Source organism: Dyella flagellata, from assembly GCF_030160275.1.
Taxonomy (GTDB): Bacteria; Pseudomonadota; Gammaproteobacteria; order Xanthomonadales; family Rhodanobacteraceae; genus Dyella_B; species Dyella_B flagellata.
This window is the reverse complement of record NZ_BSOA01000010.1, coordinates 36,569-54,029: the sequence shown is the minus strand read 5'-3', so window position 1 is coordinate 54,029 and position 17,461 is coordinate 36,569. Positions and strand designations below refer to the sequence as shown.

Sequence of the window (17,461 nt, the reverse complement as noted above, 5' to 3'; positions counted from 1 at the left end):
CCCGATCACGCCCGTCTCATAGGGCGAGACCTGCCCCCGTTAGGTTCGATCTCAGTAGGGGTACTGGAGAAGCGGGGCGAATGCCGATGAACGAGCTAAGTAAGGAGGGCGGGGCAGGAAACCAGTCCCCTCAAAGCGCTGTAAAAGTGGGCGGACCATTTCAGATATTGGCACTGTCTGGTGGCGGCTATAGAGGGCTGTTCTGTGCGCGTATTTTGGCCGATCTTGAACAATTTACAGGTCAGCCGACCGCAACGTATTTCGATCTGATTGCGGGAACTTCGATTGGTGGAATTCTCGCACTCGCTGTGGCCGTTGGCGTTCCTGCCGAAACCATGGTGCGGTTGTTTGAGACTCACGGTGAAGAAATCTTCAAGGCCCGCATCAATTTCATGAATTTCTGGCGCTCGACGTACACCCAGGAAAGGCTTGCAGAGCTTCTCCAAAGCGACGACGTCTTCGGCCAAAAAACGCTAGGGAGTTGTGCGCGTCCGGTTATCATCCCGGCGATCAACTACAGCACAGGTAGACCCGTTCTATTCAAAACACCTCATCATGAGGACTTCTTTAGGGATCAGAACCATCGGCTGGTCGACGTGGCTCTCGCTACGAGCGCAGCGCCGATGTACTTTCCGCGCCATTCGTTCAACAACAGCCAATACGTCGACGGTGGCCTGTTCGCCAATGCGCCGGGGATGCTGGCGCTTCATGAAGCGCATCATTTCCTTGATATCGGTTACGAACAAGCGCGGCTGGTTGCGATCGGAACCATGTCTTCCCGGTTTACCGTCAACCCAGCGAAGAATCGACAAGGCGGAATGCTCGATTGGGGTGGGATATTGCCTGCCGCAACCCCTAAGAAGCTTTTCGGTCTGGCGATCTCTGCCCAGGAAGCGCTTGTCCATCATCAACTCGAACACCTTCTAGAAGAAGGGAATTATTTCCATCTTGACGATGTGCTGACTGACGAGCGCGCTCGGGCGGTGGCGCTGGACAAGGCGGATAAGAGCGCGAGAGAGGTTTTGCTCGGGTCGGCCGACGAATGTTCAAAGCGATTCCTCGGCAACGAGAAGTTTCGTGAGGTTTTCAATCACAGGGCGACATCCAGAATCCGCAACGTTGCTGGCAACGCCCCTACTATGAGGAGTGAAGTCCAATGTTGAGGTTGAACAAGCTGTTTTATTACGGAACCGATCCTCGGTCCTTCGATCAGGTGATCGAGCCGACGGACCATCAGCGTAAGACGCTGCAGGACGCCAGAACCCTAATCCGCGACCATTTGCGCGCGAAGATCCGTCACGCGACCAAGGCTGAGCTTCAAATGGATCGGATGGTGGAGCCACGTTTTCGCACACAGGGCTCTTGGCGCTACAAAACGTGTATTCAACCCGCGCAGGCGCCTCAAGAAATGGACTGGGACTTTGGCGTCTATCTACCCGTCACCGTGTGGACTGAGAAGGGGCCGCCGCATCGGATGGCGAAGGTTTACTTTGATCTTGTCGAACGGGCTTTGAGTGACCTCTGCGCCACCCATAGATGGGAGTTGAATTCGTCAAAAGATACTTGTGTGCGCGTCAAGATCGCCCCGTGGGGGCACATTGACGTTCCCCTCTACGCGGCGCCGATCGAAAAGTTCGAAAAGATCGTTGAATTGGCCAAGTTGGAGGCCAGAAAGGCGTTTGGACAATATTCTGATAGCGCAGCGTTCGATGAGAGCTTTGACGAGACGGCCGCATTTTGGGATGAAATGGATGAGATTCACCTGGCGACGCGTAGTGGCGAATGGAAACCCTCCGACTCCGACGCCCTCGCGAAGTGGATTCTGGACCGCTTCGACGAACACGGGCCGCAGCTACGTCGTGTTTGTCGGTATCTGAAAGCGTGGCGCGATTTTCATTGGAAGGCAGGTGGCCCTAGTTCTGTCTTGCTGATGGTTATCGCTGCACAGTCGTTTCAGCCGTTTGAACGGCGCGATGATCTCGCACTCGAGGCCACAGCGAAAAAATTGGCAATATCGCTCCGGGGGGACGTTCACGAACCAGGAGTAGATAGCGGTAAAGAAAACTTCAATCCCCTCAATGGCCCGGAGCGGCGAGTCGCCGCTGATCTTGCAGAGAGACTTTCTTCGACACTGCGCACCGCGCGCCATTACGCCACCAATTCGGCGCGGCAAGCGCTCGTCGATCTGCGCGGACAACTTGGCTTACGGATATCGGATGACGTGGAGTTGGTCGATCCCGATGACGGGACGGAGGTCGTACGCCAAACGCCGCCTACTTTAGTGCCGCCTCCCGTCGTTGGTGCCGTCCGGTCGGGCTAACATGGACGGTGGTGATCGCGGAAAGGTCTTCAGGAAGCTGCGGGCGCTCGGCTTTACGTCGGCCCAAAGTAAAGGCGCGACCCGTAGCTTCGAAGGCACGCTCCACTGCCGGCATGGCGACATTCCCGTGCGACTGGACATCATTGACTGGACCTTTCAAACCTATCCGACTATTCGGTTGCTGAGCCGGCCGTCGTTTGTGCCGTCAGTTCTGCCGCATGTCGATGCGTCTGGCGAGCTTTGCTACTTCTCGCCCGGCAGTGTTGTCCTCGATCGCTACAAGCCTGACGACGCGCTATGGCAGTGCATCCATCAAGCGCAAATTGAGTTGGATCGTCTTATTTCCGACGAGGCTTATCGTAAGCAGGAGTTCCACAAGGAGTTCGAGGCCAACTGGGCTGTTGGCCAAAGCCCTGAACCCTCTCCCCTGTTGTTGGGGGAGGTTTCAGTAACAGATGGACCTATCGACTGCTTTCAGATTGGCACTGACACCGAACATTGGATGATCGTGTCTGGCGATCGTGACGCCGTCGAAAAGCTTTGCGCCACCAGGCGCTGGCCTCGATGCGATCCCCTCGGGGAGAAATGCTGGATTTTGAAGAGCTCGAATTGCCCCTCGTTACCGACCAGCGGATTGCCCTCGACCGTGCAAGAAGTGCTCGCCTGGATCAAGTCGTGGGACCCGCAGGTACGCAAGACGATCCATGACATCTGGGGGAAGGCCGATTACTTAAAGCATAAATCGATGATTTTTCTTATCCAAACGCCGTGCGGATGGTGTGGATTTGAAGTCGAACTCGACCTGGCGAGGCGGAAAGGGTGTCTTCGCAGACCAACTACTTACCGGCAGTACCTTTACGGCTCGGGGGGGACAAGGTCAATCGCGCGTACACGGGTCTTCAATGTAAGTGCCGAGTACATCCACCATCGCAACTTGCTGAAGACGGGGCTTCAGGGCAAGCGAATCTCCCTTGTCGGTTGTGGGGCTATTGGCGGACATCTGGCACTGGCTCTCGCCAAACTGGGTGCTGGCTTGGGGAGTCACGGCGTGCTACGGCTAATTGATCCGGATATATTGCAATCTGAAAACTTGGGACGTCATCTTCTGGGGCTCGAATCGATTTTCGAGCCGAAGAGTGAAGCTTTGAGGCGTCACCTGCTCGGCCAGTTTCCGCTGCTGAATATCGATGCGCAGCAGCGTCGATTCGACGCGTCGGACTGCGCATGCGATTTGATCATCGATGCGACCGGAGAGGAGGCCCTGGGCGAAGAAATCAACTACCAGCGGCTATCGTTGCCACCCCGATCCCGACCGCAGGCCTTGCACGTCTGGATACTTGGCAACGGGGAATGCACGCAAGCAATTTGGTGCGACACCAAGAAGCATGCCTGCTTGCACTGCTTGCGTCAGGAGGATGCCGCTCGGACCAAACGGTTTGATCCGATAGTGACTGCGCCGGAGGTGCGAGTTCGAGGCTGCGAAGCCTTTACGCCCTATGCGATATCCGCGCCGCTGACAGGCGCGTCGCTTGCGATCGATATGGTTACGGCTTGGCTCGCAAACTCACTTAAGCTACGTTTCCGCACGCGAGTCGTCGAGGGAGCAAATGTTCGCCCCATCAAGAGCCAGGACGTCGAACCTTTGAGCGGATGCGCAGCGTGCGGAATCCAGTCCTAACCGTCAATCCCTTCGAAGCAGAGGCGTTCGTTTTGATCGAGCCGTCGGTCCTGGAGGTCTTGGACCAGTTTAGACAAGACACTACTCTAAAGCCGGAGAGTGGCGGGATTTTGTTAGGCTATCGGCGCGGCCTGCACCTGCATATCGTGGAGGCTACGCGTCCCATGCAAGATGATCGTCGATCACGATTTTCTTTTGATCGCGCGCCCCATGGTCATCGCCAGGTGGCAATGCGCCGCTGGCAAGAAAGCAATCGTCAGATTGATTACTTAGGTGAATGGCACAGTCATCCGGAGTCATTTCCGAGCCCTTCGAGCATCGACATTCGAGGCTGGCAGGCCCTTGCTGCATCCCAAGGCAAGCCGATGCTGTTCATCATCGTTGGAAACGACACGACCGATTGGTTTGGTGTGGGCGTCGGTACCCAAATTACGCAACTGACGTTTTGATCCGTAAAAACCGCTGGTTTGCCAACGCACCCACACCTGTGACGCGCTCGATCGTTGGTCAATCGGTTGGTTGGACTGCCGACGGCGAGCGCACTGTCGTCGCGTCGACGGGCGATGGCGCCAGCAAGTCCGCCGCCCGACTGGTCAACAGACTGCCCGCCTGGAAATACCCCATCATGGTCCCGACGCCGCGGTGTTCGGTCATCGCCATCACCTCGCCGAGCGGCACGCCCTGGCGGCCGGCTTCGGTGACGAAGCCCGAGCGCAGGCTGTGCGCCGCCCAATTGCCGTCCAGCCCCGCTAACTTCGCGCGCCGTTGCACCATCCGCGCGACATGATCGGCGGTCAGCGCGGTGGTCCCGACCGTACCGCCGCGGTGCAGGCGGCGGAAGAGGGGGCCAGTGGCGGCCGGCGCCGCCACGAGCCACGCGGCGAGGGCGTGGGCGGCCGGACCCTTGAGCGGTTTTTCCCGGCGCACGCCACTGGTGTCGGTTTTGGTGGTGCCGAGGGCATAGAGCTTAGGTGTCGGCATCCAGCCGGCGCACGTCGGTGACCTGCAAACCCACCACCTCCGAGCGACGGCGGCCGCCGCCGCTCCAGGCGAGGAGCAGCAGGGCGCGATCACGCACCCCGCGCAGCCCGTCGGTGCAGGTGGCCAGCAGCGCCTGCAACGGCTCGGCGACCACCGCGGTCTTCTTGCGCACCGTGACCCCGCGACGGGCCTGCGCCTTGCGCGCCTGCCGCAGGAGCGTTTTCACCGCGGCGGCTTCCGTCGGCGGCTCCCAGCCGTGCACGCGATGCCAAGTGGCCAGCACCGCCAGGCGATGGCTGGCTGTGGTGTACGCCAGCGGCCCGGGACGGCCCTTGATGCCGGCCGCGACCAGCGCCGCATCCAGCGCCGGCGGCAACGTGTGGTCCCAGCCGCCGTCGTCGGTCGGCCGCGCCAAGTGATCGAGCACGAACTGCACCACGACCGTCGAAGGCAGCGGCGTGTCGCCCAACGGTTCGCTGTAGCGTCCCTGCAGCCAGGCCGCCCAGTAGGTGAGGGCGCTGCGGTAACTGCGCACGGTGTTGGCCGCAGTGCCGGCGGCGACAAACGCCGCCGCCGTGGCCTGGCTGGCCTCGTCGAGCGTGGCCAGGTCCAGCGGGGCGGCTGGCATCGTCCTCGGTACAAGCGTACGATCCATTACGTCCACCGTATCAAAAGCAGTGAATAGGTCGGATAAACTGCACTTATCGTACCTAATCGCCAAAGGAGCTAATCATGGCAGTAGGAGTGCCCGAAACGGACGTGTTTGCGGCGGCGGACGCAGTCCTCGCACGCGGCGAACGGCCGACGGTGGAGCGTGTGCGCACTGAGCTCGGTCGCGGCAGTCCGGCGCGCGTAGGGCAACTACTCGAGCAGTGGTGGGAGCAACTGGCGCAGCGCTTGAAGGGTCACGCGTTGCTGCCGGAGTTGCCTGGCGAGGTGGCGCAGGCGTTCGCGGAGGCGTGGCGACTGGCGCTCATGCACGCCGCCACGAGTGCCGAGGCGGCACTGACAGAGCAGCAGAACACCCTGTTTGCTGAGCGAACGTCGTTAACACAGGAACGCAAGCTGTGCGAGATCGCGCTCGCCGCAGCCCATGCGGACCTGGCCGAGGGGGCGAGCAAGGTGGCCCAGGCCGAGCTGCAGCTCGTCGAACGCCAGGGCTTGGTCGACCAACTCACGACCCAGGTAGCCGACATGCGGCAACAGCGTGATCAGCTACAAAGGCAGTTTGAACGCCAGCAGGCAGAGCTCGATGCGCTACGAACGGAACGCGCCGCGACCCAGGCGCATATCCGCTCGGTCGAGGACCGCGCGCACCAGCAAATGGACCAGGCTCGCCAAGAGGTCAAAGCACAAGGGCAGCAACAAGAGCGGACGCGACGCGAACACGCCAAACGGGTCGCCGAGCTTGCGGCACAGCGTGATGCCCTGCAGGCGTCCGTGCGGACGACTGAGCAAACCATCGCCCATCAGGCGGGCCGCCTGGCGGCTCTGGGGGCGGTCGTGGCGGGTCAGCGGGCCGCAGCCCGTCGCGGTCAAGCCGTTAAGGTGGAGAAGCCGATATCCCGCACACCGAGCACCGGACGATCCACGAGACGCGAACCCACTCCCTCCAAACCGGTCAAGGCACCTCGAGGCCCCGGAGCTCGTGAGCGACGCTGACTGACCCGGCTGTTGCAGCAGGCGTGTCACTTAGTGAGACTACCCGGGCGTAAGCTCGTCTAGGACAGGGGACCCATGGCCAAGGAAAGTCAGCTTTCAACCAGCGAATTGAGCAGCCTTCGAGTCAGGCGGCTCATTTTTCATGTGTACGACCCGCGACTCCCTGAGGAAAAGCTTCAATGCTTGGACGCCGAGGTCACGTTGGATGGCACCACCACGGCTGTCTTTTTCGAAGAAAGGTTGCGAGCTGCGTCGCAAGGAACGCAGTTCGTGTTTGCCGGAGAACACCAGCCAGTGCGGGGGCTGTGCGAACGCCTCACCACAGCTGCTGGCGAATATGTGGAGCTGTCCAAGGAGATTGCGGACGCCTTCAGCAAGCACCATCGCGGTCGCCAAATGGCGGCCGGGGTGATCATTGTCGCACTTGCCACCGTGGAAACCGGAGGGCGGATGCTGCCCTTAGTGTTTATCCTGAAGTTGGATCACAAGCCGGCCATGACTTACAGCCTCGCCCAGGACGAGGAGGGCGATACCACCGCCCAGATCCAGCGCATCGTCAATGCGCTGGTCGAGGACAAAGCGGCCGTGCAGCGAAGTGCGCTCATCGACATCTCCGATCAGTATGCCTGGGACGTCCTGGCCTCCGAAAGGAATGAAGGGGCGGCGCCGGAACTTCGGCATTTTTTTCGGGCGTTCCTGAGTGTGGTGCCGCGAGAAGATGCGAGCGTCTTGACCCGCAAGGCTGTCACCGCCGTCAGCGCGTGGGCTAAGGAGGTCGCTCGGACCGAGCTGCCGCCGGACGAGTCCTGGCGTCGCTACCAAGAACGCGCCGCCCAGTACATGAAGGATCATGCAGAGTTCGACACGGACGACTTCATCAAGGCTGTCGTCCGCGACGAAGACAGGGAGCGCAAAACACGCGCATCCGCCTCGTTGAGGGAGCGTCTGCGGGACCAGGGTATTGCTGGCCAGGAATTCCCCACCAAGCCAGCCTCGCTACCCAATAAGCTTAAGCGCACGCAACTCGTCACCGAGGAGGGCGTGAGGATCATCTACGAAGGCGACCAGGGAGCGGGCCGTATCGAGGTGCAGGATGATCCGGAGCATGGAAATCAGGCCAAACGCATCGTTATTCGCACGAGCCGCATCACCGAGAAGGACGGCGGGTGATTGGGAACCACGCACTCCTTGATGCTCTAAGGCAGCTTATTGCCGAAGCAACTAGCGAGGAGCATCGCGACGCGATATCGCTGAGGGGTGATGATCACTCGGCGGGTGCGTTGCGCATGTTTTTGGAACAGGCCGGCGAAGCTGGCTTACTGACTGCACCGCGGATCAACGATGAGCCCGGTGACGCCGATGATTTGTCTCCGGGCGACACCTGGAGCTTATCGCTGGGCAAAAGCTCGCTCATTCAGGTACTGGCGGTGGCTGGCCTTGCCGATGACACGACCTTGCTGTTTCTGAGTGCCGCTAACTTTCAAGAGTGGGCGGATCGCCAACTGATTCTCGCCGAGGGATTCAGCTGGACTGGACAACTCACTATCTTGATCGATGGCATTGACGCGAGTGTCGCAGGCCCCAACTTGCGCGCCGCGGCGTTAACGGCGGAGTTGCCGCCCTTCGATATTGAGGCAAGAACAGCCTTTCCGTCTCGGGATCAGCTCACCTCCTTAGTCTATTTTTCCTCTTCGGTATCCCGCCGACGCCTCACGGACAGCGCGCTCACTCAGGGGGATCTCGGAAGCGAGTGGTTTACACCATTGCGTCACTGGGCCGAGGTTGATGCGGCTGAACTGCTGACGCACGAGATTGCCGTGCGCGATAGTGCACCCATTGGCATCCTTCGAGGTGCTCGCCGTGCCGAGTTAAGCATCGTGGGGACAGAAGGCGCCCCCACGGCGAAGGCATTGCGCAATATACAGGCGACGGTCCGCTGGGTCTTTGCGGAGCACGCCGAGGCCCGACACGCACTCATCGTGGATCGCTTGGGATTGGAGCACATCTCGTCGGACTCTTTGCTGTCCTTGACTCGCCGGGCGATAAAGGGGGCACTCGAGGAGGCAAGGGACCGCTATCGGCTATTTGTCTTAGAGAAGAAGGATTCCGCTTCCAAGGAGCTACGCGACGTTCTTAAAGACGTACGGACTCAAGCGGATCTTTATTCATCGAAAGTGAGGGACCTTGTCTCGAATTCGCTGCGCGACGTGCTCGCGAGTCTTCTCTTAATAGGCTTGGGGCTCATAGGGCGCCTGGATGCAGGCAAGTTGGCAGAGCTACTAAAGTCCCCTGCTGTGGATGCTTTCGCACGACTTCTTGCGATCTACTTTGTTTTGTCTGCCATAATTCAAATCACCGTCCAAGGGCGCGATATGGCATTGACGCGAAAAGAGCTGCTGCGATGGTTGCAAGCAGCCAGGTCACAGCTACCAAGCGACGCCATCAAAAGTGCCGTGGACGACGGCGTGACACCAAGACGAAATACCTTCATTGCTGCGGCAGTCACTGTGGCCATTATGAACGGAGGTCTCGCGGTATCGCTTTACCACTGGAAAGATCTTCTGCAGTGGATACTCAATTCGAGCCAAGGCGGCTCCTGAGTTCAACTTGGCTCGGAAGAGTCTATCCGTAAGCTCGCGCACTACATAAGTGTGTTCGGCGATCCGTGGTATTTCTCGATACATCTACCTTATCACTGGTTAACAGGGGCGAGGAACATGGCAGTTCTTGAGGACGTCTTAGCGCAATCGACTGGCGCTCAATTTTTCCGAGCCGATTTGCACATACATTCGTACGGAGGATCGCACGACGTCAAAGATACATCCATGACGGCGAGCGCAATTGTAGAAACTGCGCTGCGCGAAAACCTTTCGATAATTGCGATTACTGATCACAATGAAATTGGAAATGTCGGAGCAGCTCTAACGGAAGCGCTCGGTACATCACTACTTGTAATTCCTGGCATCGAGCTTTCCACTGCACAGGGGCATTTGCTTTGCTACCTGCCGAATCTGGAGTCGCTACAAAAACTGTGTGGCCAGCTGTCCATCGTGGACCGAGGAATGCCCAATTCACGTTGTCAGCAGTCCGTGCTGGACTGCCTCAATTTACTCCCGGCACTGGGGGGCTTTGGCATTCTTGCACACGTAGACGTGGCATCCGGTTTCGAGACCGAGCAGCCGGGCGGGTCGCCACATAAGGCTGATGTTCTGTGTCACCCAGCGCTCTTAGGCATCGAGCTGAAACACGCGAACTCGCCCATCAGTTACGCCGAAGGCGACCCGGACGCGACTCGCGCGGAGTTTGGTAAACGACGCATCGAGTGCCTAAGGCTTGGATCGAAGCAGTACCTGGCAAGGGTTCTAAATTCGGATTCCCATAAGCTCAATGCCCTCGGCCGCAATGCCGCGAACCTGCAGCGGGTCACGCGCTACAAGATGGACACGCCGTCGTTTGATGGATTGCGCGTTGCTCTAGAGGATGCCGATGCACGGGTTCGAATTGAGGATCAGATTCCCCCGGCGGTTCCGCGCATTCTCGGCGTTCATATCGATGGCGGATTTCTTTCTGGACAAGTCATTCATTTTAGCTCGAACCTCAATTGCATAATCGGTGGGCGCGGTACGGGCAAATCAACTTCGTTCGAGACAATTCGCTGTCTATCGAGTGCGCCCAGCGATAACAAAGTCATTGACTCGGAAGTGTGGCCGGATGAGCTTCATCTCTTCTGGCAGGATCAAGCTGGGGCGATCCACGGTCTGCTCAGACTGAAAGATGGTTGTCTCGAGAATCTCGATGATGCCATCAATGGCCCGACATCTTTCGATATTGATTGCTTTGGTCAAGGTGAAGCCGCCAAGATCAGCAATGAAGCGCAATCGGATCCATTGGCACTCTTGCGCTATCTGGATCGATTCATTGACTTAACCGACGCAATGCGTTCTGAAGAGGAAGCGCGAGAAGAGCTGCTTACGCTTCAATCGGAAATCGAAAAGGCAGAACAACAGCTTCAACTCATTCCGCAGTACGAAAGTTTGCTCCAGACGGCCAAACAACAGCTCACGGCACTGAAGAAGCCAGAGGTCAAGGAGCTCATCGAACTACAACAGCATTTGGCCAGTGAGCGTGAGCTACGCCAGCAAATAGCTGAAAAGCTTCAGGACGTAAAAGAAGACATCAGACGCGATTCCTTCAAAGCGTCACTCAAGGAATTGAGAGAACTAAGCGATCCGTCACTTTTGGCTGTCGGTGGCGTTGAATTTGGAGCCATAGTTCTTGGCGCCACTGCATTTGAAGCCGTTTTTGAAAACACCGAGGCTCAGATTAGCCTGGGCTTGAAGCGCTTTGAAGCCGTAGTGTCAGAGCACATCAGCGCGTGGAAAGCAAAGGAGAACGAGTCGCAACAACGTGTTGACGCCAAGCGTCGCGAACTTGAGGGCATGAACATTTCCTTTGACATGTCCTACATCTCTAAGCTGGCAAGGGACGAGGCCGCGCACCAACAGCGCGTCACGAGCCTCAAAACGTGGCAACCATACTTAGCTGAACGGCAAAAGCTAAGGGCCGCCGCACTCAAACGACGCTGGAACGCGCGTGAAAAGGTCAGCATGTTGCGCGATGGGTTCGGCCGATTAGCGAGCGCGACGCTCCGCGAGGCGCTATCGGATCTTCAGGTCAGCTTGAAATACGCCAAGAACGCTCACTCGCCAGAGGCTTGCGATCTGATCATTCAGACGATGGGGTGGCGAACAAGCCAACAGGCTCGCGCAGGGCGATTAGTGGGGGACTTGACGGTGCCCACGCTCCTCGCCGCCATCGAGCGCAATGACATTACGTCCCTCACGGCTCTTAAGACGCCGGAAGGCATAGGGGTCTTCAAGCCGGAGGAAGCGCGGCTAATTCTGCAAAAGCTAGCGGCACCAGAAGTCAAGTACGCCTTGGAACGCGTGCCGCTGCATGACCTTCCGCGCTTGCAGGTATCACGCGCCGTCCAGGATGTCCAAGGTGGCGTGAAGTATGTAGTCAGGGAATTCTCTAAGTTGTCACTCGGCCAGCAGCAATCAGTGTTGCTCGCGCTGATTCTCTCGGCGAATAGCAACAAACCGCTGATCATCGATCAGCCGGAGGATAACTTGGACGGCGAATTTATCTACCAAACACTTGTTCCGGTATTAAGGCGTGCCAAGGAACGTCGCCAAGTGATCATCGTAACGCACAATCCCAACGTGGCCGTTCTCGGTGATGCTGAGCTCATCGTTGTAATGAAGGCGCAGAATGATCGCGGGAAGGTAGTTGCACGCGGTTCTATCGATCATCCGGAAACACGAGATAAGGCGTGCGCGATTTTGGAAGGGGCTCACGAGGCCTTCGTGCGGCGAGCCAAAATGTATGGCCTTAAGATCCGAGACATGTAAAAGGAGCTTTGGCCACAAATGGCGCCGAAAACGGCCTTGCACGGATCCTCACAACGGTGGCTCTCAAAAGCCATAGAAGGAGAAGCACTTGTTACGGATTCAGAAACCCCTATCACCTGTGCCACCAGTGTTACGCAGCGCTGAGGCCAAGAAATGGAACCAGGAGCTCACTAATCACTATGCAAAGGCGGACTCATCTCGCGCGAGAACGCGCGCGCCTACGCCTCCACGTGAGCTCTATAGCAGGGAGATCTCAAAGCGTCTTTTATCCCTTCAGAAGGGGCGATGCGCCTACTGTGAATCCGAACTCTTTGAATCGGCGCGTGTGACGACCTATCGCCCCTTGTCCAACGCAACCGATGAAGACCGGGGCCCGGACAGCCCGGACCACTACACCTGGTTTGCGCTCGAGTGGCGAAATCTCCTTCTGCTATGCAAAGTCTGCGAGCACGCAAAGCGCAACATTTTCCCGGTGCGGAATAGTCGCATTCAGCCGATGTCCACGTGGGAGGCCGCTGCAAGCGAGAAACCCTTGCTGCTTAACCCCTTTACCACTAGGCCGGAGTCGCATCTATTGTTCTTGCGCAATGGCGCATGCATTCCGTTGAGCTCTCGAGGGGCAGCCACTATAGATACATTGAACCTCAACCGGGCTCAACTGATTGTTCATCGAAGAGAAGCTAACGAGCGGGCCATCAAACTACTGCTATCCTCTCCTCGGCCCACGGAAAGAGAGATTAGATGGCTTTTTGACACAGGCGTAGCCTTTCCTGGCGCCGTATCTATTTTTCTTCGGCAATTGTGTTTGGACTTGGGTATCTCCATACCCGACAAGCGTTCTTTAATCGCGGCCGTTACCGAAAGTCTCATGCAGCTGCTTGCGAGGCGCAACTCGCCTCGTATTGAAAAAGTGGCTACAGATGTGGGGCAACAGTTGGCTCGCCGCGCTGCTTCACGCTTTGGACGAGAACCAGAAGGAAATACCTCTCTCGAGCCAATATCTACTATCCACATTTCAGATTTTAAGAGCATAAAGACTCTTAGGCTTGACTTAAACGACAAAGGCGAGAGCGATGGCGCTCCATGTCTGATGGTGCTCGGTGAGAACTCTGTGGGGAAGAGCTCGATCTTGCAAGCCGTTGCTCTCTCGTTGTGTAGTCCCGGGGCGATGAAGCGACTCAAGCTTGACCGCACTAAGTACGTCCGCCGCGAAGCGAAGAACTGGGATGTCCCAGGCGGAAAGACGCCTTCGGTCGCGCTTACCTTCGGCGATAGCGAGCAACACCACTTTATGTGGCCCTCGACCTCAGCAGTTCAGCGTAATCGCAAACGGAATTTGCCCATGGTCTTGGCGTATGGCGTGACGCGCTTGCTGGATGAGGAGAAGACCTCGCTTCAAGTCCCTATCAGCCCTCTCTTTGATGCGTCTCACACGCTGCCTAATCCTGAGCCATGGCTTAGAGACTTGAGTGACCACCGGTTCAATGCTGTCGCCCGAGCGCTACGCATTATCCTTGCGCTAAGAGATGGGGATGACATTTATCGGGAGGACGATACCGGTCGACGGATAATGGTTCGCACGCAAGGTCGTGTAGCTCCTCTGTCGCAGCTAAGTGATGGGTATAAGTCGCTACTGGCCTTGATCGTCAACATAATGTCCGTCTTGTTGAAGGATCGCCAAGACCTTGAGTTCGCCGAAGGTGTGGTTCTCATCGATGAGATTGAAAGCCATCTTCATCCGCGATGGAAAATGCGCGTTGTTGGCGCGTTGCGAAAGGCGCTACCACGTGTCCAGTTCATCTTCACGACGCACGATCCCCTGTGCCTGCGGGGCATGAAGCATGGCGAAGTTGTGGTTATGTATAGAGATCAAGAGGGTGAACTGCATGCGCTGGCGGAACTTCCAGATGTGTCCAAGCTCCGCGTAGATCAGTTGCTCACGTCCGAATTTTTTGGGCTGAGCAGTGCGATTGATCCGGAACAAGACAAGCTCGCCGCGCAGCTCTCCGAACTTGCGGCCATTCCAGAGTCACAATTGACTGACCAACAACGACGCAAACGCGACGAGCTCTTAGCGAACTATCCGGGCGTACAGATCATCGGCAGTAGTGTTGATCGTCAAATTGTCTCTCAGGCGATTACGCGGCACCTGGACGAGCAAAGCCAGCAGTCGTACTGGTCTCACCTTGACGCAAGGAAGGATTCGGTGAAAAGGATCCTAGAAGCACTCAAGCGGGCATCAGAACTATGATTTATGTCGATCGCCACACTGTGGAAGCGCCTTCCTCGCTGTCCTCAGCCAACGGTGCTGCGCAAAAGGAGTTGGAGCGCGCGAGGAAGTATTACCGCCGCGTCGTTGACAAGGCGTTTCCGTTCGAAGCTTATAAGAACGATGATGTCGTTGAGAAATTGGAAGACCTTTTTCACGGGAAATGTGCGTATTGCGAGCATCGTTATGCCGCCGGCGCAAAAGTCGACGTCGAACACTATCGGCCGAAAGGGGGCGTGAAAGAGGAGCCGGACCATACGGGATACTGGTGGCTCGCCCTGGACTGGGACAATCTGCTTCCGTCATGTATTGACTGTAATCGCTCGCGCTACCACGAGATTCAACCTGGCGGCCCTGAATTCGACGATCGCACAACACCATGGGAGATTCTGTCGGGCAAGGGTAATGCCTTTCCAATAAAGGGGGCTGCGCGCGCTCAGCGCCCCCAAGACGATCTCAATGCTGAGGATCCGCTACTCATCAACCCGACCGTACGTGACCCGAGCGTGCACCTGAAGTGGGCGACCCACGACAGAAGGAGCATCGTTGCCGCGCAATGGTTGGAGGCGGAGAACGCGCCTGACCCATACGGGGAGGCGAGCATCCGAGCCTTTGGCTTAAACCGCCCCGCATTGGTCGAAGATAGGACGGAGGTCCTGCGCGGCCTGATGGCACGAGCGCAATTACTTGAGCGAAAGATCGCGAGAACTTCGACAAAAATTGGGATAGACCTTGAGGAGGCTCTGGAAGAGATTGTTGCCGAACTAGTTTTGCTTCGGGACGAGGGTAAAAGCCATCGACGCTATTCTGCGGTCGCGAATACATTCCTTGAGGAATTCACAGGAAAGATCGGAACCAATCTGAGTACGTTGCTGGCGCAGCTGGATGTCGCGGCAACTGGAGAGCAACGGGGGGCGGTCTGATATGCGGGAATCCTCTCGATTTTTGATGTTCTATATGAGCGCTCAGCGCGCTTGTACTTGGCTAGGCTTGGGTGCCGGCGAGATTTCGATCGGATCTGGAAATCCCCTTGCACGGCTGCAGTGGTTGCATAGCATGCAGCGATACCTTCTGGCGAAGATCTCTAGCGACAAGACCCCATTTCTATCGGAGTTAATTGCTTCGGGAAACGCAAAGCCGGGCAAAGCGTTCATTCATCACGGACCTTTCCGTGGAAAGGGATTTAACCAGAGGAATAAGTCGGGACAACTCTCAATGACTTCGCAGCCGGGTGGAGGTCTAAACGAGTCCCTGGTGTTGAATTTCGGTCGCGACGGACTCCTAAACGACACGGCGTGGACCCGATTAGCCTCACGTGCGGCGTCGTTCGTGATCGCCTACATCACTGAGACGGATGGCGAAACCATCAGTGCCATCCCTATCGCAATTGGCGATCTCATCGAGGAAAACTATTTTCAAGTTCCTCTTAGCAGCATGGGCCAACTTTGGATGAGGGCCAGCGATATCGAACAGTTCAAGGATGCTCAGTCGTACGAAACGGAGGATTTGTCCGACATGCAACATGTCTCGGAACGCCAAGTGAAGCATGCGCTGACGACTCTCCTTGGCGAGTCCGGCCCGCCGAAGGATTGGGGCGGAGAAATGTGTGACTTTGTGTCTTCAAACCTTCGAATTGATCGTGAGCACAAAGTTGGGGCTTTTTTGTTGAAGGGACCATCGCGGTTTAGAGAGATGGAATTGTCTGACTGCGGCAAAAACGCTGACCAAATCGTCAGGTTGTTCGAAGTGCCCGCTGACATCTATGTCGTTCAGCACTGTCACCGCATCGGCGCCCGCGTACGCGCAACCATGGAAGCATTCGCGCTCCGTCGCTTTTTGATCGCACCATGCCGGATTGTCGCGATGGACGGGTACGCAACGTTGAGGTTACTGCGGGCTCACGGTTTTGTTTAAGCCGGGGATTGTTGCGAGCATTTCCAATGCCAGCGTCGTCACAATCGGAATCTTTGGGATGCGGGCATATTCAAGCCTCATTGCCCTGTCTTTTTGAGCGCAATCGCGCCATTGCATTCGCGCCAGCGCTGGATCGACGTGTGTAGTACGTCACCATGCGATCCGTCTTCCACCCCCCAGCTTGCTGTATTTGTATCCCAGTGGCTCCGTGTTCCGCCAAGTCGTTGGCTGATCCTATCCTTGTTGAATGCCCACTGATCGTTCTGGCGTGTTCCAGTCCGACGGCCTTCGCTCTCCGTCGAAAAATCCGCGCCACCTCCTGCGGCAGTAACGCATCGCCGAGTTCGCCATTGGCCTTCGGGCGGCCGCCAATCGGCCGGAAAAGGGGGCCTTCGTTGATGCCAGCTGCCGCCTGCCACGCGCGAACGCGCGCAATCGTCTCCAGACTCACAAAGCGGTAGTCCGGCGCCGCGCCATCCTGGTTGTTCTTGGAGAAGGGCACGTGCAACGACCACGTGTTGCGTCGCCGGTTGTGGTGCAAATGCTCGACCCTAATGGCCACCAGCTCCGATTCGCGACACAAGGTGTCCGACGCCATCGATAGCAACGCCGCGTCCCGCAAGTCACGCAGGCTGGTACCGAGCGTCGCTAGAATGGCTTCGACACCGGCCATGTCGAGCTCACCGGCCTGCTTACGGACATGACCACCGGTGGCTTTGAGGCGCCGAATCAGTTTTTTCCATTTGACCGGCCAGTCCGGATCTTTCGACGGACTCGGCAAACCTGCCGCGATGTGCACAAGTCCAACCGTATACAGATAGCGATCCACCGTGGCGCGCTTGCGCCCCTTGCCGATCGCCGCCGACAGAAATGTCTCGAGTTGGTCAACGGAGGCGGGCAGGGGAGTTGCCCTGCTCGTTTCGCACCAAGCCAGGTACTGAGTCCAGTCCGAGCGCACCGCTTTCACCGTCGCCGGCGCGCTGCCTTCCGCAAAGTCCGCGGACCAGGCCGCGAGCCGCTCGAGCACGGCTTCGACGGACGCCGCCAGCGCGGGTCGCGGCGCGTGAATCTCGGGCGCGATGGCCGGTACCGAGGTCAGCTCGTGCAGCGCATCCACGAGACGGAGGGGAAGGGTGTTTGGCTCGGTCATGGTGGGCATCCGAGGGCGGTCAAGATGGCGCCCGCGACCCATGATAGCGAATAAGTGCCATTATTCGCTATCT

14 protein-coding genes are annotated in these 17,461 nt (G+C 57.7%); 11 read left to right on the top strand and 3 right to left on the bottom strand.

Translation table 11 applies throughout. From position 1 onward, the window contains the following. The first annotated feature begins 86 nt into the window (after nt 1–86). Genes QQJ96_RS06485 through QQJ96_RS06470 form a run of 4 tightly spaced genes read left to right on the top strand, consistent with a single transcriptional unit; the run spans nt 87 to nt 4,447 of the window. A complete protein-coding gene (locus QQJ96_RS06485; RefSeq protein WP_284331153.1) occupies nt 87–1,163 on the top strand; it encodes a CBASS cGAMP-activated phospholipase in 1,077 nt (358 codons plus the stop codon). Further along, on the top strand, nt 1,157–2,320 hold the full coding sequence (locus tag QQJ96_RS06480) for a CBASS cGAMP synthase (RefSeq protein WP_284331152.1): 1,164 nt from the start codon (nt 1,157–1,159) through the stop codon (nt 2,318–2,320). The genes QQJ96_RS06485 and QQJ96_RS06480 overlap by 7 nt, the downstream gene beginning before the upstream one ends. A gap of 1 nt (nt 2,321) precedes the next feature. Continuing rightward, nucleotides 2,322–3,998 (top strand): ThiF family adenylyltransferase, encoded by a 1,677-nt coding sequence (locus QQJ96_RS06475; protein ID WP_284331151.1) that lies wholly within the window; start codon nt 2,322–2,324, stop codon nt 3,996–3,998. A gap of 32 nt (nt 3,999–4,030) precedes the next feature. Then, nucleotides 4,031–4,447 (top strand): Mov34/MPN/PAD-1 family protein, encoded by a 417-nt coding sequence (locus tag QQJ96_RS06470; protein WP_284331150.1) that lies wholly within the window; start codon nt 4,031–4,033, stop codon nt 4,445–4,447. Between the two features lie 58 nt (nt 4,448–4,505). Here QQJ96_RS06470 and QQJ96_RS06465 read toward each other — a convergent pair whose 3' ends face one another. Together QQJ96_RS06465 and QQJ96_RS06460 are read right to left on the bottom strand one after the other, a co-directional pair. Further along, nucleotides 4,506–4,979: a tyrosine-type recombinase/integrase gene (locus QQJ96_RS06465; RefSeq protein WP_284331149.1), complete on the bottom strand. Its 474-nt coding sequence runs from the start codon at nt 4,977–4,979 to the stop codon at nt 4,506–4,508. Continuing rightward, on the bottom strand, nt 4,966–5,700 hold the full coding sequence (locus QQJ96_RS06460) for a site-specific integrase (protein ID WP_284331148.1): 735 nt from the start codon (nt 5,698–5,700) through the stop codon (nt 4,966–4,968). The genes QQJ96_RS06465 and QQJ96_RS06460 overlap by 14 nt, the downstream gene beginning before the upstream one ends. 11 nt (nt 5,701–5,711) lie before the next feature. Between QQJ96_RS06460 and QQJ96_RS06455 the strand changes: the two genes are divergently transcribed. From QQJ96_RS06455 to QQJ96_RS06425, 7 genes are all read left to right on the top strand, one after another. After that, nucleotides 5,712–6,641, top strand: a complete 930-nt coding sequence (locus tag QQJ96_RS06455; protein ID WP_284331147.1) for a DNA-binding protein — start codon at nt 5,712–5,714, stop codon at nt 6,639–6,641. 75 nt (nt 6,642–6,716) lie between these two features. Further along, nucleotides 6,717–7,811 (top strand): nucleoid-associated protein, encoded by a 1,095-nt coding sequence (locus QQJ96_RS06450; RefSeq protein WP_284331146.1) that lies wholly within the window; start codon nt 6,717–6,719, stop codon nt 7,809–7,811. 116 nt (nt 7,812–7,927) lie between these two features. Next, nucleotides 7,928–9,241 (top strand): hypothetical protein, encoded by a 1,314-nt coding sequence (locus QQJ96_RS06445; protein WP_284331145.1) that lies wholly within the window; start codon nt 7,928–7,930, stop codon nt 9,239–9,241. Between the two features lie 117 nt (nt 9,242–9,358). Further along, nucleotides 9,359–12,055: a TrlF family AAA-like ATPase gene (locus QQJ96_RS06440; protein WP_345782695.1), complete on the top strand. Its 2,697-nt coding sequence runs from the start codon at nt 9,359–9,361 to the stop codon at nt 12,053–12,055. A gap of 868 nt (nt 12,056–12,923) precedes the next feature. After that, nucleotides 12,924–14,306: an AAA family ATPase gene (locus tag QQJ96_RS06435; RefSeq protein ID WP_284331143.1), complete on the top strand. Its 1,383-nt coding sequence runs from the start codon at nt 12,924–12,926 to the stop codon at nt 14,304–14,306. Further along, complete coding sequence (locus tag QQJ96_RS06430) at nt 14,303–15,247, top strand: HNH endonuclease family protein (protein WP_284331142.1); 945 nt, start codon at nt 14,303–14,305, stop codon at nt 15,245–15,247. The genes QQJ96_RS06435 and QQJ96_RS06430 overlap by 4 nt, the downstream gene beginning before the upstream one ends. Nucleotides 15,248–15,272: 25 nt before the next feature. After that, nucleotides 15,273–16,238: a hypothetical protein gene (locus QQJ96_RS06425; RefSeq protein ID WP_284331141.1), complete on the top strand. Its 966-nt coding sequence runs from the start codon at nt 15,273–15,275 to the stop codon at nt 16,236–16,238. 70 nt (nt 16,239–16,308) lie between these two features. Here the strand turns inward: QQJ96_RS06425 and QQJ96_RS06420 are convergent, their stop codons facing one another. Further along, nucleotides 16,309–17,388 carry a tyrosine-type recombinase/integrase gene (locus tag QQJ96_RS06420; RefSeq protein WP_284331140.1) on the bottom strand — a complete coding sequence of 360 codons (1,080 nt, stop codon included), beginning with the start codon at nt 17,386–17,388 and terminating at the stop codon, nt 16,309–16,311. Nucleotides 17,389–17,461 lie beyond the last annotated feature (73 nt).